This is a genomic window from Sulfitobacter sp. UBA1132 (assembly GCF_002311545.1).
Lineage (GTDB): Bacteria > Pseudomonadota > Alphaproteobacteria > Rhodobacterales > Rhodobacteraceae > Sulfitobacter > Sulfitobacter pontiacus.
Genome location: NZ_DCAN01000011.1, coordinates 45,641 through 70,239, shown reverse-complemented (window position 1 = coordinate 70,239; position 24,599 = coordinate 45,641). Strand labels below are relative to the sequence as shown.

19 protein-coding genes are annotated in these 24,599 nt (G+C 62.7%); 14 read left to right on the top strand and 5 right to left on the bottom strand.

The features are described 5' to 3' along the window. Positions 1 to 180 precede the first annotated feature (180 nt). Complete coding sequence (locus tag B4F27_RS07965) at positions 181 to 2,463, bottom strand: adenosylcobalamin-dependent ribonucleoside-diphosphate reductase (RefSeq protein ID WP_286759361.1); 2,283 nt, start codon at positions 2,461 to 2,463, stop codon at positions 181 to 183. Between the two features lie 123 nt (positions 2,464 to 2,586). On the opposite strand from B4F27_RS07965, the gene B4F27_RS07960 reads away from it, so the two are divergent. Then, a complete protein-coding gene (locus tag B4F27_RS07960) occupies positions 2,587 to 3,018 on the top strand; it encodes a DUF1489 family protein (protein WP_005852088.1) in 432 nt (143 codons plus the stop codon). Positions 3,019 to 3,153: 135 nt separating this feature from the next. Here B4F27_RS07960 and hisG read toward each other — a convergent pair whose 3' ends face one another. From hisG to hisS, 3 genes are read right to left on the bottom strand one after another with little or no spacing between them, the layout of a single operon-like run. After that, positions 3,154 to 3,843 carry an ATP phosphoribosyltransferase gene (gene hisG, locus B4F27_RS07955; protein ID WP_037963380.1) on the bottom strand — a complete coding sequence of 230 codons (690 nt, stop codon included), beginning with the start codon at positions 3,841 to 3,843 and terminating at the stop codon, positions 3,154 to 3,156. Next, positions 3,840 to 4,919 carry an ATP phosphoribosyltransferase regulatory subunit gene (locus B4F27_RS07950; protein WP_286759360.1) on the bottom strand — a complete coding sequence of 360 codons (1,080 nt, stop codon included), beginning with the start codon at positions 4,917 to 4,919 and terminating at the stop codon, positions 3,840 to 3,842. The genes hisG and B4F27_RS07950 overlap by 4 nt, the downstream gene beginning before the upstream one ends. Continuing rightward, on the bottom strand, positions 4,919 to 6,427 hold the full coding sequence (gene hisS, locus B4F27_RS07945; RefSeq protein ID WP_286759359.1) for a histidine--tRNA ligase: 1,509 nt from the start codon (positions 6,425 to 6,427) through the stop codon (positions 4,919 to 4,921). Before hisS ends, B4F27_RS07950 begins: the two co-directional genes overlap by 1 nt. A gap of 158 nt (positions 6,428 to 6,585) precedes the next feature. On the opposite strand from hisS, the gene B4F27_RS07940 reads away from it, so the two are divergent. Then, positions 6,586 to 6,780, top strand: coding sequence for a SlyX family protein (locus B4F27_RS07940; protein WP_037943646.1), 195 nt, complete (start codon positions 6,586 to 6,588; stop codon positions 6,778 to 6,780). A 45-nt stretch (positions 6,781 to 6,825) separates the two neighbouring features. On the opposite strand, the gene dnaE is transcribed toward B4F27_RS07940, so the two are convergent. Next, positions 6,826 to 10,359, bottom strand: a complete 3,534-nt coding sequence (dnaE, locus tag B4F27_RS07935) for a DNA polymerase III subunit alpha (protein WP_237278644.1) — start codon at positions 10,357 to 10,359, stop codon at positions 6,826 to 6,828. A 224-nt stretch (positions 10,360 to 10,583) separates the two neighbouring features. On the opposite strand from dnaE, the gene xdhA reads away from it, so the two are divergent. The 12 genes from xdhA (at position 10,584) to B4F27_RS07875 (ending at position 24,596) form a co-directional block, all read left to right on the top strand. After that, positions 10,584 to 12,002, top strand: a complete 1,419-nt coding sequence (xdhA, locus tag B4F27_RS07930; RefSeq protein WP_074635368.1) for a xanthine dehydrogenase small subunit — start codon at positions 10,584 to 10,586, stop codon at positions 12,000 to 12,002. After that, positions 11,999 to 14,404: a xanthine dehydrogenase molybdopterin binding subunit gene (xdhB, locus tag B4F27_RS07925; protein WP_286759358.1), complete on the top strand. Its 2,406-nt coding sequence runs from the start codon at positions 11,999 to 12,001 to the stop codon at positions 14,402 to 14,404. Before xdhA ends, xdhB begins: the two co-directional genes overlap by 4 nt. Continuing rightward, entirely contained in the window at positions 14,394 to 15,365 is a 972-nt protein-coding gene (xdhC, locus tag B4F27_RS07920; protein WP_286759357.1) for a xanthine dehydrogenase accessory protein XdhC, read from the top strand. Before xdhB ends, xdhC begins: the two co-directional genes overlap by 11 nt. Next, positions 15,362 to 16,882: an ABC transporter ATP-binding protein gene (locus tag B4F27_RS07915; RefSeq protein ID WP_243251454.1), complete on the top strand. Its 1,521-nt coding sequence runs from the start codon at positions 15,362 to 15,364 to the stop codon at positions 16,880 to 16,882. Before xdhC ends, B4F27_RS07915 begins: the two co-directional genes overlap by 4 nt. Before the next feature lie 87 nt (positions 16,883 to 16,969). Beyond that, positions 16,970 to 18,052 carry an ABC transporter permease gene (locus tag B4F27_RS07910; RefSeq protein WP_009826323.1) on the top strand — a complete coding sequence of 361 codons (1,083 nt, stop codon included), beginning with the start codon at positions 16,970 to 16,972 and terminating at the stop codon, positions 18,050 to 18,052. Then, a complete protein-coding gene (locus tag B4F27_RS07905) occupies positions 18,052 to 18,972 on the top strand; it encodes an ABC transporter permease (RefSeq protein ID WP_286759356.1) in 921 nt (306 codons plus the stop codon). Before B4F27_RS07910 ends, B4F27_RS07905 begins: the two co-directional genes overlap by 1 nt. Positions 18,973 to 19,024: 52 nt before the next feature. Beyond that, positions 19,025 to 20,098: a BMP family ABC transporter substrate-binding protein gene (locus B4F27_RS07900; protein WP_005852062.1), complete on the top strand. Its 1,074-nt coding sequence runs from the start codon at positions 19,025 to 19,027 to the stop codon at positions 20,096 to 20,098. 132 nt (positions 20,099 to 20,230) lie between these two features. After that, a complete protein-coding gene (locus B4F27_RS07895; RefSeq protein WP_184582792.1) occupies positions 20,231 to 20,596 on the top strand; it encodes a hypothetical protein in 366 nt (121 codons plus the stop codon). 68 nt (positions 20,597 to 20,664) lie between these two features. Further along, the gene (locus tag B4F27_RS07890; protein WP_286759355.1) at positions 20,665 to 22,050 is read left to right on the top strand and encodes a PepSY-associated TM helix domain-containing protein; all 1,386 of its coding nucleotides are present in this window, start codon (positions 20,665 to 20,667) and stop codon (positions 22,048 to 22,050) included. A 94-nt stretch (positions 22,051 to 22,144) separates the two neighbouring features. After that, complete coding sequence (locus B4F27_RS07885; protein ID WP_286759354.1) at positions 22,145 to 22,759, top strand: glutathione S-transferase family protein; 615 nt, start codon at positions 22,145 to 22,147, stop codon at positions 22,757 to 22,759. Between the two features lie 104 nt (positions 22,760 to 22,863). Further along, positions 22,864 to 23,949 (top strand): NAD(P)/FAD-dependent oxidoreductase, encoded by a 1,086-nt coding sequence (locus tag B4F27_RS07880; protein ID WP_286759353.1) that lies wholly within the window; start codon positions 22,864 to 22,866, stop codon positions 23,947 to 23,949. Beyond that, entirely contained in the window at positions 23,946 to 24,596 is a 651-nt protein-coding gene (locus B4F27_RS07875) for a DUF938 domain-containing protein (RefSeq protein ID WP_286759352.1), read from the top strand. Before B4F27_RS07880 ends, B4F27_RS07875 begins: the two co-directional genes overlap by 4 nt. The last annotated feature ends 3 nt before the right edge of the window (positions 24,597 to 24,599 follow it).

Genomic DNA, 24,599 nt, shown 5'->3' with positions numbered 1-24,599 from the left:
ATCGTGAGACGCAAGTGAAGCGGGTTCGGTGAGGGTCTTGAACGCTGACTCGAAGCAACACCACACACAGGCCCGCGGCCTTGATTGCGCATTCATCGGCAGATCTTGGGGATCCTAAAATTGAACGCAATGGTTTGAGGAATACGGGTGAGGTTTTGAAACCTCACCCCACAACTCCAATCAGCCACACTTACTATGGCCGCAGCTGCCGCAGGTCATGCAGCCTTCGACCATGCGCAGGTCGTATTGGCCGCAGCTGCTGCAGGCTTTGCCGCGGGGGGCGTCCAGGCCGACGACCTTGGCTTGCGGGTCGGATTTCAGCCCCTGCCCTTCGCCGGCGATAAAGCCGGTGGCGATCAGATGTTGTTCGATCACGCCCCCGATAGCGGCCAGCATCGAGGGGATGTATTTGCCGCGCATCCAGGCGCCGCCGCGCGGGTCAAAGACGGCCTTCAGCTCTTCGACGACAAAGGACACATCGCCCCCGCGACGGAACACGGCAGAGATCATGCGGGTAAGCGCGACCGTCCAGGCAAAATGCTCCATGTTCTTGGAGTTGATAAAGACCTCGAACGGACGACGATGCCCGCCGATCACCACATCGTTAATGGTGATATACAGCGCATGCTCGCTGTCGGGCCATTTGATCTTGTAGGTGGAGCCCTCAAGCTCTTCCGGACGGTCCAGCGGATCGGACATATAAACGACCTCGCCGCCTTCCTCAGCGGTGGCTTGGGCCGCGACCTCGCCCGGGGCTGTATCGGCGCTTTCCGACACCGACAGAACCGATCCGGTCACGTCATTGGGACGATAGGTCGTGCAGCCTTTGCAGCCCTGATCCCAAGCGGCCATATAAACATCCTTGAACGCGTCAAAGCTGATGTCTTCGGGGCAGTTGATGGTTTTCGAGATGCTGCTATCGACCCATTTCTGTGCCGCGGCCTGCATCTTGACGTGATCCAGAGGGGCCAGCGTCTGCGCATTAACGAAATAGTCCGGCAAGGGCGCGTCGCCCTTCAGATCGCGCCACATCTGTACGGCGTAATCGACGACTTCTTCCTCCGTCCGGCTGCCATCCTTTTGCAGAACCTTGCGGGTGTAGGCATAGGCAAAGACCGGCTCGATCCCCGAGCTGACGTTGCCTGCATAAAGGCTGATGGTGCCTGTGGGCGCGATCGAGGTCAAAAGCGCGTTGCGGATGCCGTTTTCGGCAATGGCGTCGCGCACATCATCATCCATCTGCTGCATGGTGCCGGAAGCCAGATAGGCGTCCGCCTCGAACAGCGGGAAGGCCCCCTTTTCCTTCGCCAGATCGACGGAGGCCAGATAGGCCGCCCGTGCAATCGCCTTGAGCCATGCCTCGGTCTGCTCTGCCGCCGCGTCCGAGCCATAACGCAGCCCGACCATCAACAAGGCATCCGCCAGACCGGTGACACCCAGACCGATGCGGCGCTTGGCTTTCGCCTCTGCCTGCTGTTCATCAAGCGGGAATTTCGACACGTCAACGACGTTGTCCATCATGCGCACAGCGGTCGCGACCAGCTTGTTCAGCGCCTCGACATCCAGCTGAGGGTTGTCGCCAAACGGATCGGATACCATCCGCGCCATATTGATCGACCCCAGCAAACAGGCACCATAGGGCGGCAGCGGCTGTTCCCCACAGGGGTTTGTGGCGGCGATGGTTTCGCAATAGCTCAGGTTGTTGGCCTCGTTGAGGCGATCGATAAAGATCACACCGGGCTCGGCGAACTCGTACGTGGCTTTCATGATCCGGTTCCACAGGTCACGGGCCTGAACAGTGCGATAGACCTTGCCGTTGAACTGCAGATCCCAGCTGGCATCGGCCTTGACCGCATCCATGAAAGGGTCTGTGATCAACACGGACATGTTGAACATCCGCAGCCGCGCGGGGTCGGATTTCGCGGCGATGAAGTCTTCGACATCAGGGTGGTCACAGCGCATTGTGGCCATCATCGCGCCACGGCGCGAACCGGCGGACATGATGGTCCGACACATCGCATCCCAGACATCCATAAAGCTCAACGGGCCCGATGCGTCAGCAGAGACCCCCAGCACATCCGCGCCACGGGGACGGATGGTGGAAAAGTCATAGCCGATCCCGCCCCCCTGCTGCATGGTCACAGCGGCTTCTTTGAGCATATCAAAGATGCCGGCCATGCTGTCAGGCACGGTGCCCATGACGAAACAGTTGAACAATGTCACACGGCGCGCAGTACCTGCCCCGGCAGTGATGCGGCCCGCGGGGAGGAATTTGAAATCCTCCAGCGCTTCGTAAAATGCCTCTTCCCATTTTTCCGGTGCTTTTTCGACCTGCGCCAGATCACGGGCGATTCGCCGCCAGCTGTCTTCTACCGTCACATCGCGCGGCGTGCCGTCGGCATCTTTAAAACGGTATTTCATGTCCCAAATCTGTTCGGCAATGGGGGCGGCAAATCGTGACATATTCGATTCCTTGAGGGCTGTTTGGGAAGGTGTTCACCATACCCCAAATCAAAGCGCAAGCACAACAGGTTGAAGAAAGTGTGTATTAGAATACATGATGCTGTAGCAGCGACGGAGGATTCTGTGAAAAATCATATACATCTCATCAAGTTGTCCGTCGGCACGGAAACCGTCGATGATCTGGCCGCATGGCAGGAAAAAAAACGCGTGCAAACCGAGGATGGTTTTCCCCGTCATGTGACGCGCATGTGGCCCAAACGCGAACCCGAGATTCTGAACGGCGGGTCGATCTTCTGGGTGATCAAAGGAGTGATCCAGTGTCGTCAGAAAATCCTGCGTCTGGACGAGACATCGGGCGCGGACGGCGTGCGCCGCTGCGCGATCGTGCTGGACCCCAAGATCATCCGCGTGCAAGGCAGCCTCAAACGCCCGTTTCAGGGGTGGCGCTACCTTGCGCCGCAGGATGCCCCTGCCGATCTGCCCGAAGGCCGCGACCACGAAGAGCCCCTGCCCATAGAGTTGAACCGCGCGCTGGCCGAGATCGGCGTGCTCTAGCAGCAGCCCCTGCGCGCGCATCCCCCGCGGGATTTGAGTTTATTTGGCAAAATGAAGCAGGGCCGCGCGCGCCTCTTCATTTTGCCCTTAAACTCCCGCCGGAGGCGCATCCGCAGGATGCCGCGCGCATGCGCGTTAGGATAGTCGCGCCAGCAGGGCCGTCATCGTCGCGCGATCCGCATCATCCATCTCTGCCATCCGGCTGCGCCAAAGCGTCGCCTGTGACCGCAGGATCAGCCCGTCGGACAGGATCTTGAGGTGGTTGGCGCGCAATGTCTCCCCGCTCGAGGTGATGTCGGCGATGGCCTCTGCCGTTTCATTCTTGATCGTGCCTTCGGTCGCCCCCTGGCTGTCGACCAGCGCATAATCCGCGACACCGGTGCTGCGCAGGAATTCCCGCACCAGCCGGTGGTATTTCGTCGCGATGCGCAGGCGGAACCCGTGCTTGTCGCGGAAGGCCGAGGCGGCGGCATCCAGATCATCGAGCGTATCAACATCGATCCAGGCCTGAGGCACAGCAATGATCAGATCGGCATGCCCGAAGGCGAGCTCTTCTACCGGGGCGACAAGCTGATCCCACAGCGCCAGTTTCTCTTGCACCAGATCGGTGCCGGTGACGCCCAGATGGATACGGCCAGCGGCGAGTTCGCGGGGAATTTCGCCCGCAGAGAGCAGGATCAACGACACGCCCTCAATACCTTCGACGGCCCCCGCGTATTCACGTTCGGAGCCTGTGCGCTGCAAGGTGATCCCGCGCGCGGCAAACCATTCAAAGGTTTTCTCCATCAGACGCCCTTTCGAGGGCACACCGAGTTTGATCGTCATTGGCCTGCCTCCAGTTCCAGCATCAACCCGGGGCGCATGACGCCCCCCACCGCGGGGATTTCCCCGCCCTGCCCCAGCCGCCGTGTCAGCGCGTCATAGCGTCCGCCTGTGGCGATGGTGGGCAGGTCGGGCCGCGTCGCCGCGCGGAAGCCGAAGACGAACCCGTCATAATATTCCATCGACACGCGGCCAAAGCTGGCTTCGAACATCAGGTTACCGGTATCGACACCGCGGCCGGCAAGCGCCTTTTCCCGCGCCGCGACACGGTCCACCGCATCAGAGATCGCGGGCATATCGACGGCAAGGTCATGCAACTGGCTGATCGCATTGGGCATGGTTTCACGCACATCCAGCAGCGCCAGCAGCAAGGACACCTGCGTGCGCGACAGGGCCGGCTCGGTGGCGTCGGCGCGCAGGGCGGCGATGCGTGTTTCAATCTCGTCCAGACTGCGCAGGCCGATCAATGGTGCGGTGATCGCACCGTCACTGGCCAAGAGCGCCGCGCGGGTCGCGGGCATCGGCGTTTTGCCAGCATAGCGGTCAAGCAACGCACGGAACCGGCGGGGCCGCCAGATGTGCCGCATCAGTGCCGCCTTGCGCGATGCCGATGTATCTAGCCCCGCAACCGCAGCCATCAAGATACCGATATCCCCCGTCACGGCAGTGACCGGAAGCCCCTCCAACGCGCCCTGGATCAGGGCAAAGACTTCGGCATCGGCTGCCGCGGGATCGCCACGGTCAAAGACTTCGTAGCCCGCCTGAATATATTCATTGGCGCGGTTGGGGTCACGTTCCTGACGGCGGAACACTTCGCCCGCGTAGGTGTAGCGTGCCGGGTCCGCCCCATGGGCCATATGCATCTGCACCACGGGCAAGGTATAATCGGGGCGCAGCATTTGTTCGCCCCGCATCGCATCCGAGGTGACATAGGCGCGCGCGCGGATGTCTTCGCCATAAAGGTCCAGCAGGGTCTCGGCGGGTTGCAGGATCGGGGGTTCCACCACCGCAGCCCCCTGCGCCTCGAACAAGGCGCGCAGGCTTGCGGCTTTGGCGAGGATATCGGATCGTGTAGCCATCAGCGGTTCAGCTCCAGTATCTCGCGCACTTTAGAAACAAGATCCCCACGCGCCACTTCATATTGGCTGGGGCGGTCTTTCCATTCCTCCAGCGTGGCGCTTTCAGCGATTTTCGCGCCAAGGATCAGGTCCTTGATCTGGATCATACCCTTGTCGAATTCATCCCCGCCCGCGATCACCGCCACCGGGCTAGCGCGGCGGTCTGCATATTTCAGCTGGTTGCCAAAGTTCTTTGGGTTGCCCAGATAAACCTCGGCCCGGATGCCTGCCTGACGCAGTTCGGCAACCATCGCCTGATAGTCGGACATGCGCGCCTTATCCATGACGGTCACCACCACGGGCCCTTCGGCCTGCGCCGACATCCGGCCCTTGGCCTGCAGTGCTGCAAGCAGCCGGTCGACGCCGATAGAGACGCCCGTTGCAGGGACTTCCTGACCGGTAAAGCGCTTGACCAGATCGTCATACCGCCCGCCCCCTGCGACAGAGCCAAAGTTGCGGGGCCGGCCTTTTTCGTCCTGGATCTCGAAGGTCAGTTCCGCCTCGAACACCGGACCGGTGTAATAGCCAAGACCCCGCACGACAGAGGGGTCGATCTCTACGCGGTCAGCGCCGTAGCCGCCGGCCGCCATCAGATCGGCGATGGTTTCCAGCTCGTCCACGCCCTGCGCGCCTGTCTCGGAACCCGCGACCAGTTCACGCAACCGCGCGACGGTTTCCGCACCGCTGTTGCGTTTGGCTTGCATAAAGCCCATGACCACATCGGCCTGAGCATCGCTCAGCCCTGCGCCATCGGTAAAGTCGCCGCTGTCATCCTTGCGGCCCGCGCCCAGCAATGCGCGTACGCCGTCCAGACCCAGCCGGTCGAGCTTGTCAATCGCACGCAGCACGATGCCGCGCTCGTGGGCGAAATTGTCGGGGTTGGCAGGGTCAAGCACGCCTGCGACCTCCATCACACCGTTAAGCACCTTGCGGTTGTTCACCCGCACGATGTAGTCCCCGCGGTCGATCCCGACTTCTTCCAGACAATCGGCCAGCATCGCGCAGATCTCTGCATCGGCTGCGACCGACGGTGCGCCGACCGTATCGGCATCGCATTGATAGAACTGGCGGAAGCGTCCTGGCCCCGGCTTTTCGTTGCGCCAGACCGGTCCCATCGCATAGCGCCGATAGGGCGTGGGCAGATCGTTGCGGTGTTGAGCATAGACGCGTGCCAGCGGTGCCGTCAGGTCATAGCGCAGGGCCAGCCAGTCGCCGGGCTTGTCCGCCTCTGCATCCTCTTGCCACGCGAAGACGCCCTCATTGGGGCGATCCACATCGGGAAGGAACTTGCCCAAAGCCTGCACCGTCTCGACCCCAGAGCTTTCCAGCGCGTCAAAGCCATAGCGATGATAGACCTGCGCAATCTTATGCAGCATCTCGGCACGCTGTGTTACTTCTGCACCGAAATAGTCACGAAACCCCTTTGGCGTTTCGGCCTTGGGGCGGGGGGTCTTTTTTGGCTTGGCCATTGGATCACATCCTGTGGGCTGAATATCGCGCTTCGCGTCTAGCCCAACCCCCCGCCAAGGGCAAGCGACGCGGCCCCGCCGCGGCACGCATCCCCCCTTATCGAACGCCATACAACCTGTTAGGAGGACGGCAAACGCGCAAGCTGCAAGGAGCCCTCATGGATAAGCTCGAAGAACAAATGGCCCATCTGATCCGTACGGTGGATGACCTGTCCGATGTCGTCGCCCGTCAGGAGACAGAGATCGCGACCCTGACGCGGCGGGTTCATATGCTGATGCAGCGCGAGGGCGAACGCGAGGCAGCGGGCTCTGACGGGGTTGTCATCGGCAACGAACGCCCGCCGCACTATTGATCGGATGCCCCATCTAGGAAGCTGCCGTCGCCCCAGTGGGCCGCGTCAGATTTCCTCTACCTCCATCACGCCGGTCAGGGACCGGATGGCCCCCTTGATCTTGGGGGTGACAGGGTATTCGGCGCAAAGATCGACCTCCACCTCGCCGGGCAGGGTCGGGTCCATCAGGCACAGTTGCACCGGCCCCTTGCCCGCGCTGCGCGCCGCGGATCGGGCACCGGCCAACACATCGGCGACCGCCTGAATAGCGCCCGCATCATCCACAAAAATCCGCAGCCCCATATTGCCCGCATCCTCGACCACCGTGTCGATCGGCACCACGGACCGACCCAGCAGTTTCAACTGGTCGCTTTCCATCGTCGCCTCGACCATGACCACGACCTTAGATCCTGTTTCAAGGTGGTCGCGCGCCAGCTCCAGCGTATCCGAGAACAGCGTCACCTCGTAAGCGCCCGTCGGGTCCGACAGTTGCGCAAAGGCAAAGCGGTTGCCGCGCGCCGATTTACGTTCCTGCCGTCCGGCGACGATCCCTGCCAGACGGGCGTTCATCGCCCCTTTGACCGAGACTTTCTCGGTCAACTCGTCCAGCGTCAGGAACGGCACACCGCCTGTTGCGGATTTGCGTTTCATCGGCCCCATGTAATCGTCCAGCGGGTGGCCCGACAGATAGAAGCCTACGGCCTTGAACTCTTCGGTCAGGCGTTCGGCGGCCTCCCAATCGTCGCAAGGCACGATGCGCGGCTCTGGTAAGTCATCCCCCGCCTCGCCAAACAGCGACACCTGATTAGAGGCTTTCTGTTCGTGGATCGCGGCGGAATAGCTGACCAACCCGTCCAGCGACTGCCAGACGCGGCGGCGGTTGTTGTCCAGCTGGTCGAACGCTCCGGAGCGGGCCAGCATCTCAAGCGGACGTTTTCCCACCCGTTTCAGATCAACCCGCCGCGCCAGATCAAAAAGCGTGGCAAAGGGCTTGTCCACACCGTCCACCTTGCGGCCTTCGGTGATCAGCTTCATCGCCTCCACCCCGACGTTTTTCAGCGCGCCCAAGGCATAGACCAACGCGCCCTCGACCACCTTGAACGTCGCATCACTGCGGTTCACACAAGGTGGCACCCAGGGCAGTTCCAGCCGTTTGCGGACCTCTTCGAAATAGACCGCCAGCTTGTCGGTCAGATGGATATCGCAGTTCATCACGCCGGCCATGAATTCGACCGGATGGTTCGCCTTGAGCCATGCGGTCTGATAGCTGACCACCGCATAGGCGGCGGCGTGGGATTTGTTGAAACCATAGTTGGCGAATTTTTCGAGAAGGTCGAAAACCTCAGACGCCTTTTTCTTATCGACCCCGTTGGCCATCGCGCCTTTTTCGAACTTGGGGCGTTCCTTGGCCATTTCCTCGGCGATCTTTTTACCCATCGCACGGCGCAGCAGGTCAGCGCCGCCAAGGCTATAGCCCGCCATGACCTGCGCGATCTGCATAACCTGTTCCTGGTAGACGATGATGCCCTGCGTTTCCTCGAGGATATGGTCAATCGAGGGATGCACGGATTCCCGTTCGCGCTGGCCGTTCTTGACCTCGCAATAGACCGGAATATTCTCCATCGGGCCGGGCCGGTACAGCGCGACCAAGGCGACGATGTCTTCGATACAGGTCGGCTTCATCCGTTTGAGCGCATCCATCATGCCGCTGGATTCCACCTGGAACACCGCCACCGTCTTGGCGCTGGCATAAAGCTTGTAAGAGGCCTCGTCGTCCAACGGGATGGTGGCGATATCGTCGATCAGCCCCTCGGGCGGCTCGAACAGCTCTGTCCCGTCGGCGGCCACATGCAGGTGACGGCCCGAGGATTTGATCTGGTCTACCGCGTTCTGGATGACGGTCAGGGTCTTGAGGCCCAGAAAGTCGAACTTGACCAGACCGGCCTGTTCGACCCATTTCATGTTGAACTGCGTCGCGGGCATATCGGAGCGTGGATCCTGATACAGCGGCACCAGCGCGTCCAGCGGCCGGTCCCCGATCACAACCCCCGCCGCGTGGGTCGACGCGTTGCGCAACAGCCCCTCGACCTGCTGGCCATAGTTCAACAGCCGCGCGACGACTTCCTCGTTCTTGGCCTCCTCGCGCAGGCGTGGTTCATCCGCCAGTGCCTTTTCGATGCTGACAGGTTTCACGCCCTCGACGGGGATCATCTTGGATAGACGATCCACCTGCCCGTAAGGCATCTGCAAGACCCGCCCGATGTCGCGCACCGCCGCCTTGGACAAAAGCGCCCCGAAGGTGATGATCTGCCCCACCTTGTCGCGCCCGTATTTGCGCTGCACATACTGGATCACCTCTTCCCGGCGATCCATGCAAAAGTCGATGTCAAAGTCGGGCATCGAGACCCGTTCGGGGTTCAGGAACCGTTCAAACAGCAGTTGATAGCGCAGCGGGTCCAGATCGGTAATCGTCAGCGCATAGGCCACCAGACTACCCGCGCCCGAGCCCCGTCCCGGCCCGACGGGAATATTGTTGTCCTTGGCCCATTTGATAAAATCAGCAACGATCAAGAAGTAGCCGGGGAACCCCATGCCCTCGATGATGCCCAGCTCGAAATCCAGCCGCTTTTCATATTCCTCGACGGAGGTGGCATGGGGGATCACCTTGAGCCGGTTTTTCAGCCCCTCATGCGCCTGCCGCTTGAGCTCTTCGATCTCGTCATCCGCAAACTTCGGCAGGATCGGATCACGGCGATACGCCATAAAGGCACAGCGCTTGGCGATCTCGACCGTGTTCTCGATGGCTTCGGGCAGATCGGCGAACAGCGTCACCATCTCGGCCTGCGATTTGAAGTAATGCTGCGCGGTCAGCCTGCGGCGTTCGTGCTGCTGATCGACATAGGCCCCATCCGCGATACAGATCAGCGCGTCATGGGCCTCGTACATATCGGCCTTGGGGAAATAGACGTCATTCGTCGCGACCAAAGGGATGCCCATGTCATAGGCCATCTCGACAAAGCCGCGTTCGGTCAGCTGTTCGGCAACGGGCTGGCCATCCTCGCCGGGGTGGCGCTGCAACTCGACATAAAGCCGGTCGGCAAAGGCCCCGTGCAGCCGCGCCATCAATGCCTCTGCCGCGGGACGTTGACCGCCCTGCAACAGCTGCCCCACGGGGCCGCCCGCCCCGCCGGTCAGACAGATCAGCCCACCGTTCAGCGCCTCCAGCTCCTCTAGGGTGACCTGCGGCAGCGCCCCGCCCTTGTCGATATAAAGGCAGGAGTTCAACTTCATCAGGTTTTCATACCCGGCCTCGGATTGGGCCAGCAAAACCACAGGGGCCGGATCGCGCGGCTTTTCCCCCGGTTGCACCTTCACATAGGCCAGATCCACCTGACAGCCGATGATCGGTTGCACACCGGCCCCCGCCATGGCGACCGAGAATTCCAACGCGGCGAACATGTTGTTGGTATCCGTCAGGGCCAGCGCCGGCATATCGGCCCCCTTGCACAGATCAGGCAGCTTTTTCAGCCGCAACGCCCCTTCCAACAACGAATATTCGGAGTGCGTGCGCAGGTGAATGAATCGGGGTGCTTGTGCCATGGGGTCAACTTACCCAAGCCCACCCGCAGTCACCAGTCCCACCGGCACCCCGCGCCCGTTTTTCCAGCAACACGACACGCCCTTGAGCGCAGGACGCCACGAAATCTCTTGCCAAGCCCCCTTGCCCCCGCCTAGCCTCGTTCAACATTTGCCCGCGCCGCGTTCTACGTCGCATCGAACGCCGCGCAGATCACGGGCTGAGGTACCGCGGCGGAACGAACCCTATGGACATCACTTTTCTCCTCAACGGGGAAGTCGTGTCACTGACCGGCGTCTCCCCCACCATGACGCTGCTGGATTGGCTACGCGAAACCCGACATCTGACCGGCACCAAGGAAGGCTGCAACGAAGGCGATTGCGGTGCCTGCTCCGTCATGATCAGCGACGATCAGGGCCACCGCGCCCTGAACGGCTGCATCCTGTTCCTGCCCCAGATCAACGGCAAATCCGTGACCACCGTCGAAGGGCTCTCAGCGTCTGACGGCAGCCTGCATCCCGTGCAGCAGACCATGGTCGACTATCACGGCAGCCAATGCGGCTTTTGCACGCCGGGCTTTGCCGTCACCATGGCCACCGACCATCTGAACGGGGCCACGGACCACGACACGCAGCTCGCCGGAAACCTGTGCCGCTGCACCGGATACGCGCCCATCATCCGCGCCGCCAAAGCCGCCGAGGCCGCCCCCGTGCCCGCGCATCTGCGCAACCTCAAACTTCCAGATGGCCCTAAATCCTCGGGGGGGCCGGCGCAGCCGGACGGGGGCGGACAGCCCCCTGCGACCTCGCTTCCCACGACCACGGATGAACTGGCCCACTGGTACGCCGACCACCCCGATGCGACCCTGATTGCGGGGGCAACGGATGTCGGCCTCTGGGTCACCAAACAATTCCGCGATCTGGGGCCGGTCGTGTTTCTCAACCAGATCCCCGACCTGCGCGGCGTCACCGATGGCGGGGATCACTGGCGCATCGGCGCAGCCACCACCCTTGCCACGCTTACCGCGCATTTTGCCCCGCTCTACCCCAGCTTGGGCGCGATGCTCCGGCGGTACGGATCCGCGCAGGTGCGCAATGCGGCCACCATCGGGGGCAACATCGCCAATGGCTCGCCCATCGGGGACGGCCCTCCGGCGCTCATCGCGATGGGGGCAACATTGCACCTGCGTCACGGCGACACCCGCCGGAGCCTGCCGCTTGAGGATTTCTTTATCGACTACGGCAAACAGGACCGCGCCCCCGGAGAATTTGTCGAGGCGATCACCGCACCGAAACTCCCCACCGGCAGCGACGACACCCTGCGCTGCTACAAGATCAGCAAACGTTTCGATCAGGACATCTCGGCCCTGTGCGGCTGTATCAACATCACCCGCGCGGGCGATGTGATCACTGACGCACGCATCGCCTTTGGCGGCATGGCAGGCACACCGAAACGGGCAAGCCAGACCGAAGCCCTGTTAATCAATCAACCCTTTGACGCGGCGACGATCCGCCGCGCGATGGATGCCTTGGCACTGGATTATCAGCCGATGACCGACATGCGCGCCTCGGCGCAGTATCGCCTGCTGACCGCCCAGAACCTGCTGCTGCGCTATCTGCATGACGTGAACGGCCTGCCCACGAACCTGCACGAGGTGACAGCATGAGCGTTGCCAAACCCCTCCCCCATGATGCAGCCAAGCTCCATGTCACGGGGGCTGCGCGTTACGTTGACGACATCCCGACACCGGCCACAACGCTGCATATCGCCTTTGGACTGAGCACGGTGGCCGCGGGCACGCTCAACGGCATGGACCTGCGCGATGTCGCTGCTGCCCCCGGGGTGGTGGCGGTGCTGACGGCAGCGGATTTACCCTTTGACAATGACGTATCGCCGTCAAACCATGACGAACCCCTGCTGGCCACCGACGCGGTACATTATGCGGGCCAACCCGTGTTCATGGTCATCGCGACAACCCACCTTGCCGCTCGCCACGCCGCGCGGCTTGGGGCGGTGGACATCACCCCGACCACCCCGATCCTGACCATAGAAGAGGCCCTAGCCGCCGATGCTCGGTTCGAGGATGGCCCCCGCATCTACCAAAAAGGCGATGCCGCAGCCGCGCTGACCACCGCCGCCCAAAGCCTCAGCGGGACGATCAATATCGGCGGGCAAGAGCATTTCTACCTCGAAGGTCAGGCCGCCCTCGCCCTGCCGCAAGATAATGGCGACATGGTCGTCCATTCCTCGACCCAGCACCCGACCGAGATCCAGCATAAGGTGGCAGAGGCGCTTGGCACGCCGATGCACGCCGTGCGGGTAGAGACGCGGCGCATGGGCGGTGGTTTTGGTGGCAAGGAAAGCCAGGGCAACGCGCTCGCCGTGGCCTGTGCCGTCGCCGCTGCCCGCACGGGACGCCCCTGCAAAATGCGCTATGACCGCGATGACGATATGATCGTCACAGGCAAACGCCATGATTTCCGCATCGACTATACCGCTGGCTTCGACGCCACTGGCCGCATCTCGGCGCTGGATTTCACCCATTACACCCGCTGTGGCTGGGCGATGGACCTGTCCCTGCCCGTGGCCGACCGTGCGATGCTGCATGCGGATAATGCCTATCACCTCGATAACATCCGCATCACCTCGCACCGCTTGCGCACCAACACGCAAAGCGCCACGGCGTTTCGCGGGTTTGGCGGGCCACAGGGGATCGTGGGCATCGAACGGGTCATGGACCATATCGCGCAGTCACTCGGGTTTGATCCGCTGGCGGTGCGGCGGGCCAATTTCTACGCCGATGTGATGCAGCCTGACGCAACCGGACAGGCCCATGACCACCGCGCTGTGCCCCATGATACCGAGGCTGATCTTGCCTCTCGCGGGGCACCGCCCGCACCACAGGAAAGCACGCCACCCCAGCCCACGGGTCTGCAAACCACCCCCTACCACCAACCGGTGCAGGACTGTATCATCAACGCGCTGACCGACCGGCTGGCCAAGACATCAGACTACGCCGCCCGCCGCGCCGCCATTGCCGACTGGAACGCGACGCAGCCGGTTCTGAAACGCGGCATCGCGCTGACGCCGGTCAAGTTCGGCATCTCTTTCACCCTCACCCACCTTAATCAGGCGGGGGCGTTGGTGCATGTCTATCAGGACGGGTCGATCCACCTGAACCACGGCGGCACGGAAATGGGACAAGGCCTGTTCCAGAAGGTCGCGCAGGTTGCCGCCAGCCGCTTTGGCGTTGACCTCTCGGTCGTCAAGATCACCGCGACGGATACCGGCAAGGTGCCCAATACCTCGGCCACGGCGGCGTCTTCGGGGACGGACCTGAACGGCATGGCGGTGCAAGCGGCCTGCGACACGATCCGCGACCGCATCGCCGACCATCTGGCCGAGCGTTATCAGACCACCGCAGACCAGATACGCTTTGCCCAAGGCCAGGTTCATATCGCGGAAGAGGTGATCAGCTTTGCCCAAGCTGCCGCCTCTGCCTATGAAAACCGCGTGTCGCTGTCCTCCACCGGCTACTACAAGACACCCGAAATCGAATGGGACCGCATCAAGGGCCGCGGCCGCCCGTTCTTCTACTTTGCCTATGGCGCAGCCGTCACCGAAGTGGTGATCGATACGCTAACGGGCGAAAACCGCATTTTGCGCGCGGACATCTTACACGATGCGGGCGCATCGCTGAACCCCGCGCTGGACATCGGCCAGATCGAAGGCGGCTATGTGCAGGGCGCGGGCTGGCTCACGACCGAGGAACTCGTCTGGGACGCCAAAGGCACGCTGAAAACCCATGCGCCGTCGACCTACAAGATCCCCGCCATCTCGGACCGGCCCGATGTGTTCAACGTGGCGCTTTGGGATGAACCCAACCCCGCGCAGACGATCTACCGGTCAAAAGCGGTGGGGGAGCCGCCGCTGATGCTGGGCATCTCGGCCTTCATGGCGCTGTCGGATGCGGTACGCGCCTGTGGGGACGGGTTTGGCGACCTGCAAACACCCGCCACGGCCGAAGCAGTGCTGACCGCCATCGGGAAGGCCCGCAATGCCCTTTGACCGCGCAGCCCTGGCGCAGGCCGTTGCCGCGCATGGCACGGTGGCGCGCGTCGTTCTGGTGCAGGTCAAAGGCTCTGCCCCGCGTCCGGCGGGGACGTCGATGCTGGTCTGGGCGGGCGGTGCGTCCGGCACAATCGGCGGCGGCCAGCTTGAGCTGCAATCGATGCGCGATGCCGCCGCCATGCTCGCAGGTGGCCCGCGCAGCAAGCTGACCCGCGCCGCCCTTGGCCCCGCGATGAACCAATGCTGCGGCGGGGCGGTGACGGTGGTGACAGAGCGTTTCGACGCCGCCACAGTCGAAGCCCTGCCCGACACCTACCCCGACATCTACCTGCGCGCTGTTGATCCGGCGGCCCCGCCCCTTGCCGACAGCTTTCGCGCCAAGATCGACCGTGCCAGTGGCGGCACGACACCGCTCGCCATTACCCTGCACGGCGGCTGGTTGGCAGAGCCGCTGTGGCAGCCCTCGCGGCAAGTGGTCATTCACGGCGCGGGCCATGTCGGCAGCGCGCTGGCACGTATACTGGCCCCGCTGCCGCAGTTTCGCGTCACACTCGCAGACCCGCGCCCCTTGTATCTGGACGATCTGCCAGAGGGCGTCAGCGGCGTCGATGCCCCTTGGGGTGCCGCGCTGCACAGCGCCGAAGATGACGCTGCGCATTTCATCATGACACCGGCCCATGACGACGATCTGGAGCTCTGCCACCGCTTGCTGCAACGCGATTTCGCCTTTGGCGGGTTGATCGGGTCAGACACGAAATGGGCGCGGTTTCGCAGCCGTCTGGCGGCCCTTGGCCATGGCCCCGAACAGATCGCCCGCATCACCTGCCCCATCGGCGCGCGGCAATTTGGCAAGCATCCTCAAGCGATTGCGCTTGGGGTGGCCACGCAACTCTTGCAATTTGACCCCGCCCGCACGAATAAACAGGTTCGTTTGACACAAAAGGAACGCTGCGCATGACCGACACGCCCCTTCTGGCGCTTTCCGGGCTGACCAAAGCCTACCCCGGTGTTGTCGCCAATGATGACGTGTCACTGCGGATCGCGCCGGGCGAGGTCCACGCGCTGCTGGGGGAAAACGGCGCGGGCAAGTCGACGCTGGTCAAGATGATCTATGGGCTGGTCAAACCCGATAGCGGCACGATGCAGATGCACGGAGCCAGTTTCGCCCCGCACGAGCCCCGCGCCGCACGCGCCGCCGGTGTGGGCATGGTGTTCCAGCATTTCTCGCTGTTTGACGCACTCAGCGTGGCCGAAAACATCGCACTGGGGATGGAGAACGCGCCCAAGCTGCGCACCCTCAGCAAGCAGATCCGCGACGTGTCCGAGGCCTACGGCCTGCCGCTGGCCCCCGACCGCATCGTCGGCGACCTTTCTGCCGGTGAACGCCAGAGGGTCGAGATCATCCGCTGCCTGCTGCAAGACCCCAAACTGTTGATCATGGATGAACCCACCAGCGTTCTGACCCCGCAAGAGGTTGAAATCCTGTTCAAAACCCTGCGCAAGCTCAGCGCCGAGGGCACCGCGATCCTCTATATCTCGCACAAGCTCGAAGAGATCCGCAGCCTGTGTGACAGCGCCACGATCCTGCGATTGGGTAAAGTTGTAGGCCATTGCACCCCGTCAGAGACGACGGCACGGGATATGGCAGAAATGATGGTGGGCAGCACGCTCAAGACGCCGACCCGCGCGGGCAAGACCCCCGGCGCGGTCAAGCTGGACCTGAGGGGGCTGTCCGCGCCCTCGCCCAGTTCCTTTGGCATGCCGCTGCGTGACATCACCGTGCAAGTCCGCGCGGGCGAGATTCTGGGCATCGGTGGCGTGGCGGGCAACGGGCAGGATGAATTGTTGTCGGCCCTGTCGGGCGAGCTGCTGACTGCCGCTGGCATGATCGGGTTCGAGGGTCAGGACGTGGGCCAGCTTGGTCCCACCGCGCGCCGCCGTCTGGGTATCCTGACCGCGCCAGAGGAACGGCTTGGCCATGCCGCCGCCCCTGATATGTCCCTGACCGAGAACGCGATGCTGACCGGTGCCGTGCGCGAAAAGCTGGAGCGCCGCGGCATGTTGAACTGGCCCGCCGCCAAACGGTTTGCCGAACGTATCATCGCGGATTTCGACGTGCGCACCCCCGGCCCCGGCAATGCCGCGCGTTCGCTGTCTGGCGGGAACCTGCAAAAATTCGTCATCGGCCGCGAGGTGTTGCAAAATCCGCAGGTGCTAGTGGTCAATCAGCCCACATGGGGGGTCGATGCCTCTGCCGCGGCGGCGATCCGGCAGGCGCTGCTGGATCTGGCCGAAAATGGCACCGCAGTGATCGTGATCAGTCAGGATCTGGACGAGCTGATGGAAATCTCGGACCGCTTCGCCGCGCTGAACGAGGGCCGCCTGTCGGAGCCGCGCGCCGCGGCAGGGCTGACGGTGGACGAGATCGGATTGATGATGGGCGGGGCCCACGGGATGGAGGTGGCGCATGTTTGACGCGTTGCTTGCGGGGGTTTCACACCCCCACACCCCCGTGGAGTTTACCTTGCAAAATGAAGCAGATGACAAGAACTGGGGCGCGGCATGATGCGGCTTGAGAAACGGCCGCAGGCCAGCCGGGCGTTTTCCTATGCAACGCCGGTTCTGGCGGTGATTGCCACGATGGTTTTTGGCGGCGCGCTGTTCGCGGTGCTTGGCAAAGACCCCGTGGCGTCGATCATGACGATTTTCTGGGAGCCGCTGTTCGGCGATTTCGCCTTTTACTATCGCCCGCAACTGCTGGTGAAAGGAGCACCCCTGGTCTTGATCGCCATTGGCCTGTCGCTGGGGTTCAAGGCGGGGATCTGGAACATCGGAGCCGAGGGCCAGTACATCATGGGGGCCATTTGCGGTGCCGGTGCAGGTCTGGCCTTCTACCCCGCAGAGAGTGTTTTTATCTTTCCGGTGATGGTGCTTGCAGGCGCGCTTGGCGGATGGGTCTGGGCCATGATCCCTGCCGTGCTCAAGGTCAAGTTCGGGACGAACGAGATTCTCGTGTCATTGATGCTGGTCTATGTCGCGGAACAATTCCTCGCCTCTGTCAGCCTTGGGTTGCTGAAAAACCCCGAAGGCTTCGGCTTTCCGGGCAGCCGCAACCTGCAGCAATATGCATCGGCCCATAATGGCGAGTTGATCGCGGGATCGGGGATGCATTGGGGGGTGGTTGCGGCGCTGATCGCGGTGATCTTTGCCTATGTCTTATTGGCGCGGCACCGGTTGGGCTTTGCCATCCGCGTGACCGGGGAGGCACCGCGGGCGGCGCGGTTTTCCGGCGTGAACCCGACGCGACTGGTTTTGTTTTGCATGGGCATGTCGGGTCTGCTGGCCGGTCTGGCAGGGATGTTTGAGGTCGCGGGCCCTGCGGGGCAGATCACCATCGATTTCAACGTGGGCTACGGGTTCACCGCAATCATCGTCGCCTTTCTGGGGCGGTTGCATCCGGTGGGTATCCTGCTGGCCGGTGGTCTGATGGCGCTGACCTATATCGGGGGTGACATCGCGCAAAGCCAGTTGGGATTGCCTGCCGCCGCCATTCAGGTGTTTCAGGGGATGTTGCTGTTCTTCCTGCTCGCCTTTGATCTTTTCACCCATTACCGGCTGCGCCTTGGCCGGACGGAGGTCGCGTAATGGATCTGTCTGCAATCAATCCGGTGCTCTTTGTCGCGGGCTTTCTGGTGGCGGCGACGCCGCTGATCTTTGCTGCTTTGGGCGAGTTGGTGGTCGAGAAATCCGGCGTGCTGAACCTTGGGGTCGAAGGGATGATGATCATCGGCGCGATCTGCGGTTTTGCGACCGCCGTTGAAACCGGATCGCCCCTGTTGGGCTTTGCCGCCGCGGCCGTGGGGGGCGCGTTGCTGAGCCTGCTGTTCGCCTTCCTGACGCAGATCACATTGGCCAATCAGGTCGCATCGGGCTTGGCGCTGACGCTGTTCGGGCTGGGGTTTTCGGCGTTGCTGGGGCAAAGCTATGTCGGGATCAAACCACCGCGCCTGCCGGATGTGAACTTTGGCCCGCTGCATGACATTCCCGTCATCGGGCCGATCTTCTTTTCCCATGACATCATTCTGTATCTGGGCTTTGCGCTGGTCGTCGTCGTTTGGGCAGTGCTGAAATTCACCCGCATGGGGCTGATCCTGCGCGCTGTCGGCGAAAGCCACGAGGCGGCCCACGCCCTTGGCTACAAGGTGGTGCGCATCCGCACGCTGGCGATCATGTTCGGCGGGGCCTGTGCCGGTCTGGGCGGGGCCTACATCAGCCTGATCCGTGTGCCCCAATGGACAGAAGGCATGACCGCCGGTGTGGGCTGGATCGCCCTTGCGCTGGTGGTTTTTGCCAGCTGGAAGCCCTGGCGGCTGTTGCTGGGTGCCTATCTTTTTGGCGGTATCACGCAGCTTCAGCTGAATCTGCAAGGCGCGGGCGTTGCCATTCCGGTCGAGTATCTGGCAATGTCGCCCTACATCATCACCATCCTTGTGCTGGTGATCCTTTCCGCGGATAAAAGCGCTGCGCCGGCATCGCTGGGCCGCACTTTCCACGCCTCTCACTAGGGGCCTATCTTCAAGCGCCGGATAAAAGGCGCGTTACTCAGGGGACTACGTTATGAAATTCACCACACTTATGGCCAGCGCGGCACTGGCGCTTGGGCTTGCGGGCGGCGCATATGCCCAAGACAAGACCAAAGTCGGTTTTGTCTTTGTTGGCCCCGTCGGCGATGGCGGCTGGACCTATGAACACAACCAGGGCCGTCTGGCTGTCGAGAAAGAATTCGGCGACGCTGTCGAAACCGTCTTTGTTGAAAACGTGGCCGAGGGCCCCGATTCCGAGCGTGTGATGACGCAGATGGCGCTGGACGGCGCGGACCTGATTTTTACCACGTCTTTTGGCTATATGGACCCGACCATCAATGTCGCGGGCAAATTCCCGGATGTGAAATTCGAACACGCCACCGGCTACAAGCGTGCCGACAACGTGTCGACCTATTCAGCGCGTTTCTACGAAGGTCGCGCCATTCAGGGTCACATCGCGGGCAAGATGACCAAATCGAACATCATCGGCTATATCGGGTCCTTCCCGATCCCCGAAGTGATCCGGGGCATCAACTCGGCCTATATTCACGCCAAGAAGGTGAACCCCGATGTCGAGTTCAAGATCGTCTGGGCCTACACATGGTTTGACCCCGCCAAAGAAGCAGACGCCGCCAAGGTTCTGATCGAACAGGGTGCGGATGTTGTCCTGCAGCACACCGATTCCACAGCACCTCAGGCGGCGGCGCAAGAAGCGGGTGACGTGATCACCTTTGGTCAGGCGTCCGACATGGCGCAATACGCGCCCAAGCCGCGCGTCTCGTCGATCATTGACGATTGGGCCCCCTATTACATCGCCCGCACCAAAGCGGTCATGGATGGCACATGGGAAAGCAAAGACACATGGGACGGCATCGGTGCCGGCATGGTTGGTATCGGCGAGATTACGGACGCCGTGCCTGCTGACGTGAAAGAAGAAGCGCTGGCGCTGAAAGCATCGATCGCGGATGGGTCCTACCACCCGTTCACCGGCCCGCTGAAAAAGCAGGACGGTTCCGATTTCCTGGCGGAAGGCGAAACAGCCGATGACGGCACGCTGGCGGGCATGAACTTCTATGTCGAAGGCATCAAGGGCGACATTCCGAACTAAGCCGGACACTGACCTGACGCGATCAAAGGCCTCGCATCCGCGGGGCCTTTTTTGTTGCGAAATCACCGCGGTGCCCCGACTTGCGACAAAACGCATCTGGTGCGGGGCGACCAAGCTGCCTACAGAAGGCACATGCGCTTTCTGCCCGCCTTCCCCTGCCAGCTGTTTGCCACCGTTCTGGTGCTGCTGTCGCTTGCGACATCGGGGTTTGCGCATCGTTTCGCGCCCGTAGACCTGTCGCCCGAGCTGCAAGCCTATGTTGCCAATGGCGGCGCGCTGGCGGACCTCTGCGGCACTGGTGATAGCCCGCATTCTGGCACTATGGCCGATTGCAAGACCTGCCGTCTGATCGGTGCCATGGCGCTGCCCGAAGCGGTCACCGGCCTGCCCGTTCCCGTGCTTGAGAAAACGCAAACCCTGCGCTTTGTCGCGAAACGGCTGCTGCACACACGCAAGCCTGACCCCAGCCGGCTGACCCGCGCCCCGCCCCAAGTCTGAACATCTATCCCATCTGTTCATTCTTTCCGCCTGCCGATGATGCAGGCCCTTAGGCTTGGAGCCCTCATATGACGACCCCTACCCAAACCACGCAGCCCGACGGCGGCGTGAACAAACTCTACTTTGCTGCGTGGCGCTGGCATTTCTATGCCGGGCTGTTCGTGCTGCCCTTTCTGTCGGTTCTCGCCATAACCGGCATGGCGATGCTGTGGATCGCCTGGATTGACGGGCGCGACGGTGAATATACCCCGGTGACCGTGCAGGAAACCGTTCTGTCGGTCTCGGCACAGTCGCAAGCCGCAGTCGAGGCCGTGCCCGGCGGCACGCTGGTGCAATATGTGGCCCCCCGCGCGCCTGATCTGGCGGCCCTGTTCCGCGTGGACCACGATGGGGATGCGGTGATGGTTGCGGTTGATCCCTATACGGCCAAGGTGATCGAGAGCTTTCCGCGTCGGTCCGGCTGGTACGATTTCGCGGATGGCATCCACAGTGATCTGATGCTGGGAGTGACCGGTGATCGCATGATAGAAGCCGCGGCCTCGATCGCTTTGGTGCTGATCGCCACGGGGCTTTATATGTGGTGGCCGCGTGGTGCAGGCTGGCGCGGGACGCTGGTGCCACGTTTCAGCAAGGGCCGTGCGATGTGGAAGTCGCTACATGGCGTTGTGGGCATCTGGGTGTCTGCCTTTCTGGTGCTGTTCCTGATCTCGGGCCTGTCCTGGGCGGGCATCTGGGGCGGCAAGATGGTGCAAGCCTGGAGCCAGTTCCCCGCCGAGAAATGGGATGCCGTGCCCCTCTCGGACGACATCCACGCCAGCATGAACCACCACCGCCGCGAGGTGCCTTGGGCGCTGGAACAGACGCCGATGCCTGCCTCTGGCAGCGCGGCTGGGGCTGCGGGGGTTGCAGGGGCCGTCACGATTGACAGCATCGATGCATTGGCGCGCGAGATCGGCTTTGACGCGCGCTATCAGATGAACCTGCCGCAGGACGATACCGGCGTCTGGACGCTGAGCCGCGATTCCATGAACACCGACAGCACCGACCCGATGTCGGACCGCACCGTGCATATCGACCAGCACAGCGGCAATATCCTCGCCGATGTGCGCTATGCCGATTATTCGCTTGCGGGCAAAGCCATGGCAGTGGGGATTGCGCTGCACATGGGCACATTGGGGCTGCTGAGCGTGCTGGCCAATACGCTGGTCTGCCTGTCGGTGCTGTTCCTCTGCGTCAGTGCGCTGGTGCTTTGGTGGAAGCGTCGCCCTACCGCCGCTGGCCGCCTGTCCGCCCCGCCCATGCCGTCAGAGCTGCCGTTGTGGCAGGGGGCCGTGCTGGTCGGGCTGTTCGTGTCGATGGCCTTCCCCATGGCCGGGGCCGTGCTGCTGAGCGTGCTGGCGGTCGATGTGTTGATCCTGTCGCGCCTGCCCGCGCTGCGCCACCGTCTGACCTGACCTGAAGCCCCCCCCCCCCGCGCCGCTTGTCAAATACGGCGCGGGGGATGCATGCCCACTACCCATCCGCCTGCAACACGCTATCATCAGCGTCATGATCAAAATCCACCACCTGAACCGGTCCCGCTCTCATCGCATTTTGTGGCTGCTCGAAGAAATCGGCGCGCCTCATGATGTCATTCCCTATACCCGCGATGCCAAGACCAACCTCGCCCCGCCCGAGCTAAAGCTCGTGCACCCCTTGGGCAAATCCCCCATGGTCGAGATCGACGGCACGCTGATCGCCGAGAGCGCGGCCATCACCGAGGTGCTTTGCACCCGTTTCGCGCCGCAGATGATCCCCGATCGTGACAGCGCCGCCTATCTGCAGCACCTTGAACTGATGCATTTCGCCGAAGGGTCCGCGATGACGCCGATCCTGCTGAACCTCTATGTCAGCCGTTTGGGCGACGCCGGTGCACCGCTGCATCCGCGCATCGCGTCTGAACTGGACAACCACTACAGCTACATGAACAGCCGCGTGCGGGCCTCGGGGCATTTTGTGCAGGATACATTGTCGGCGGCGGATATCATGCTCAGCTTTCCGGCAGAGATCGCGATGCAGCAGGGCCGCGCTAAGGATTATCCCGCACTCGCTGGCTTTGTCGAGATGATCCACGCGCGCCCCGCCTATGGTCGCGCCACCGCGCGCGGCAAGACCGATGCCTAACCGCGCGGTTGCACGTCCCACCGGCCCATGTCACCCATAAGCAAAGAGCTTGGGGCCGGCGGGACAGGCCTGCGCGAAACCAGTGCAAGGGACAGGGGGTACCTATGACAGAAAGCACATCCGATATCCTTGTGATCGGCGGCGGCATCGCGGGCATCTCGGCCGCGGCGCGCCTGTCTGGTGATGCAAAAGTCACGGTGATTGAAGGGGAAAAAGCGCTTGGCTATCACGCCTCTGGCCGGTCGGCCGCGCTGATCGAAGAGAATTACGGTGCGCCCTCTGTGCAGGCGCTGAACAAGGCCACCGTCGACTATCTGCGCGACGGCGGCTACCTGTCCCCGCGCGGCCTGATGATCATCGCCGACCGCCACGAGGAAGAGGCGTTTCACAGCGATCTCGCCCATATGGGGGTCGAACAGATCACCCCCGACGATGCGCTCCGCCTTGTGCCGATCCTGGCCGCCGAGCGCATCGCCTTTGCCGGCTACCACGCTGACGCCCATGATATTGATACCGACCGTCTGCTGCAGGATTTCGCCAAGGAGCTGCGCGGCAATGGCGGGCGGATTGAAACCGGGCATCCCATCACATCCATCACCCGCACAGGCAATACGTGGAAGGTCACCGCAGGCCCTCACATCCATCACGCCGCAAAACTGGTCAACGCCGCCGGAGCCTGGGCCGACCAGATCGCCATTCTGGCCGGTGTGCCACCCATCGGCATCACCCCCTATCGCCGGTCCATGGCCCGCATTGCGGCACCGGGCGAGCATGACCTGTCGCGCTGGCCGATGTTCTTTGGCGTGGGCGAAACATGGTACGCCAAGCCCGACGCGGGCGCGCTGCTGATCTCGCCCGCTGATGAGGACGCGACCGAACCGCAGGACGCATGGGCCGACGACATGGTGCTGGCCGAGGGATTAGAGCGGTATCAGAATATGGTCGCCGTGCCGCTGACGAAACCCATCGCAACATGGGCGGGGCTGCGCAGCTTTGCCGTGGACCGCACGCTGGTGCTGGGCCCCGATCCCGCCCAGCCCGACTTCATCTGGAGCGCGGGACAAGGCGGCTACGGTTTCCAGACCAGCGCCGCCGCCTCGCAACTGGTGGCCGATCTGACCCTTGGCAACGCGCCGTCGCTGCCCGATCCGGTGGTCGAGGCAGTGCGCCCCGATAGGCTGCGCGCATGACAGCCAAGCTTCCCCCAAGCGCCAGCGTCGCTCTGCCCACCCGCGGTGCCATGCTGCACGCCCCTGCCGCCGACCGGAACAAAGACGCCCTGTGTGACCTGTTGCGTGACCATGCACCTCAGACAGGTCGCGCGCTCGAGATTGCCAGCGGGACGGGGCAGCATATCGCCGCCTTCGCCCGCGCCCTGCCCGATCTGCACTGGCAGCCGACCGAGCCCGCCCCCGACCGCCGCGACAGCATCGACGCCTATATCGCCGAGGCAGGACTGACCAACGTCGCCCCCGCCGCCCCGCTGGATGCAACGGCGGCGGATTGGCACAAGCCACTGCCACTGCAAGACCTGATCTTTCTCGCCAACCTGCTACATCTGATCCCGACAGAGGCCGCGCAGCTGCTCATCACCGAAGCCGCGCTTGCGCTCGCCCCCGGTGGCACGTTGATCCTCTATGGTCCGTTCCGCCGCGAGGGTGTGCTCACCTCCGACGGAGATGCGAAATTCGACGCCGAGCTGCGCACCGCCGATCCTGCGATCGGGTACAAGGATACGGTCGACATCACGCGTTGGCTCAGCGATGCTGCACTAAGCCCGATCGACAGGATCGACATGCCCGCCAATAATCTGGCCTTTATCGCACGAAAGCCGTGACCC

Coding starts and splice junctions, on each gene's coding strand:
- hisS (WP_286759359.1), bottom strand. CDS start 6,427: ATGGCCAAGCCAAAAAAGACCCCCCGCCCCAAGGCCGAAACGCCAAAG.
- B4F27_RS07950 (WP_286759360.1), bottom strand. CDS start 4,919: ATGGCTACACGATCCGATATCCTCGCCAAAGCCGCAAGCCTGCGCGCC.
- B4F27_RS07905 (WP_286759356.1), top strand. CDS start 18,052: ATGGATCTGTCTGCAATCAATCCGGTGCTCTTTGTCGCGGGCTTTCTG.
- B4F27_RS07915 (WP_243251454.1), top strand. CDS start 15,362: ATGACCGACACGCCCCTTCTGGCGCTTTCCGGGCTGACCAAAGCCTAC.
- B4F27_RS07965 (WP_286759361.1), bottom strand. CDS start 2,463: ATGTCACGATTTGCCGCCCCCATTGCCGAACAGATTTGGGACATGAAA.
- dnaE (WP_237278644.1), bottom strand. CDS start 10,359: ATGGCACAAGCACCCCGATTCATTCACCTGCGCACGCACTCCGAATAT.
- B4F27_RS07890 (WP_286759355.1), top strand. CDS start 20,665: ATGACGACCCCTACCCAAACCACGCAGCCCGACGGCGGCGTGAACAAA.
- xdhB (WP_286759358.1), top strand. CDS start 11,999: ATGAGCGTTGCCAAACCCCTCCCCCATGATGCAGCCAAGCTCCATGTC.
- B4F27_RS07880 (WP_286759353.1), top strand. CDS start 22,864: ATGACAGAAAGCACATCCGATATCCTTGTGATCGGCGGCGGCATCGCG.
- xdhA (WP_074635368.1), top strand. CDS start 10,584: ATGGACATCACTTTTCTCCTCAACGGGGAAGTCGTGTCACTGACCGGC.
- B4F27_RS07940 (WP_037943646.1), top strand. CDS start 6,586: ATGGATAAGCTCGAAGAACAAATGGCCCATCTGATCCGTACGGTGGAT.
- B4F27_RS07875 (WP_286759352.1), top strand. CDS start 23,946: ATGACAGCCAAGCTTCCCCCAAGCGCCAGCGTCGCTCTGCCCACCCGC.
- B4F27_RS07900 (WP_005852062.1), top strand. CDS start 19,025: ATGAAATTCACCACACTTATGGCCAGCGCGGCACTGGCGCTTGGGCTT.
- B4F27_RS07895 (WP_184582792.1), top strand. CDS start 20,231: ATGCGCTTTCTGCCCGCCTTCCCCTGCCAGCTGTTTGCCACCGTTCTG.
- B4F27_RS07885 (WP_286759354.1), top strand. CDS start 22,145: ATGATCAAAATCCACCACCTGAACCGGTCCCGCTCTCATCGCATTTTG.
- B4F27_RS07910 (WP_009826323.1), top strand. CDS start 16,970: ATGATGCGGCTTGAGAAACGGCCGCAGGCCAGCCGGGCGTTTTCCTAT.
- xdhC (WP_286759357.1), top strand. CDS start 14,394: ATGCCCTTTGACCGCGCAGCCCTGGCGCAGGCCGTTGCCGCGCATGGC.
- hisG (WP_037963380.1), bottom strand. CDS start 3,843: ATGACGATCAAACTCGGTGTGCCCTCGAAAGGGCGTCTGATGGAGAAA.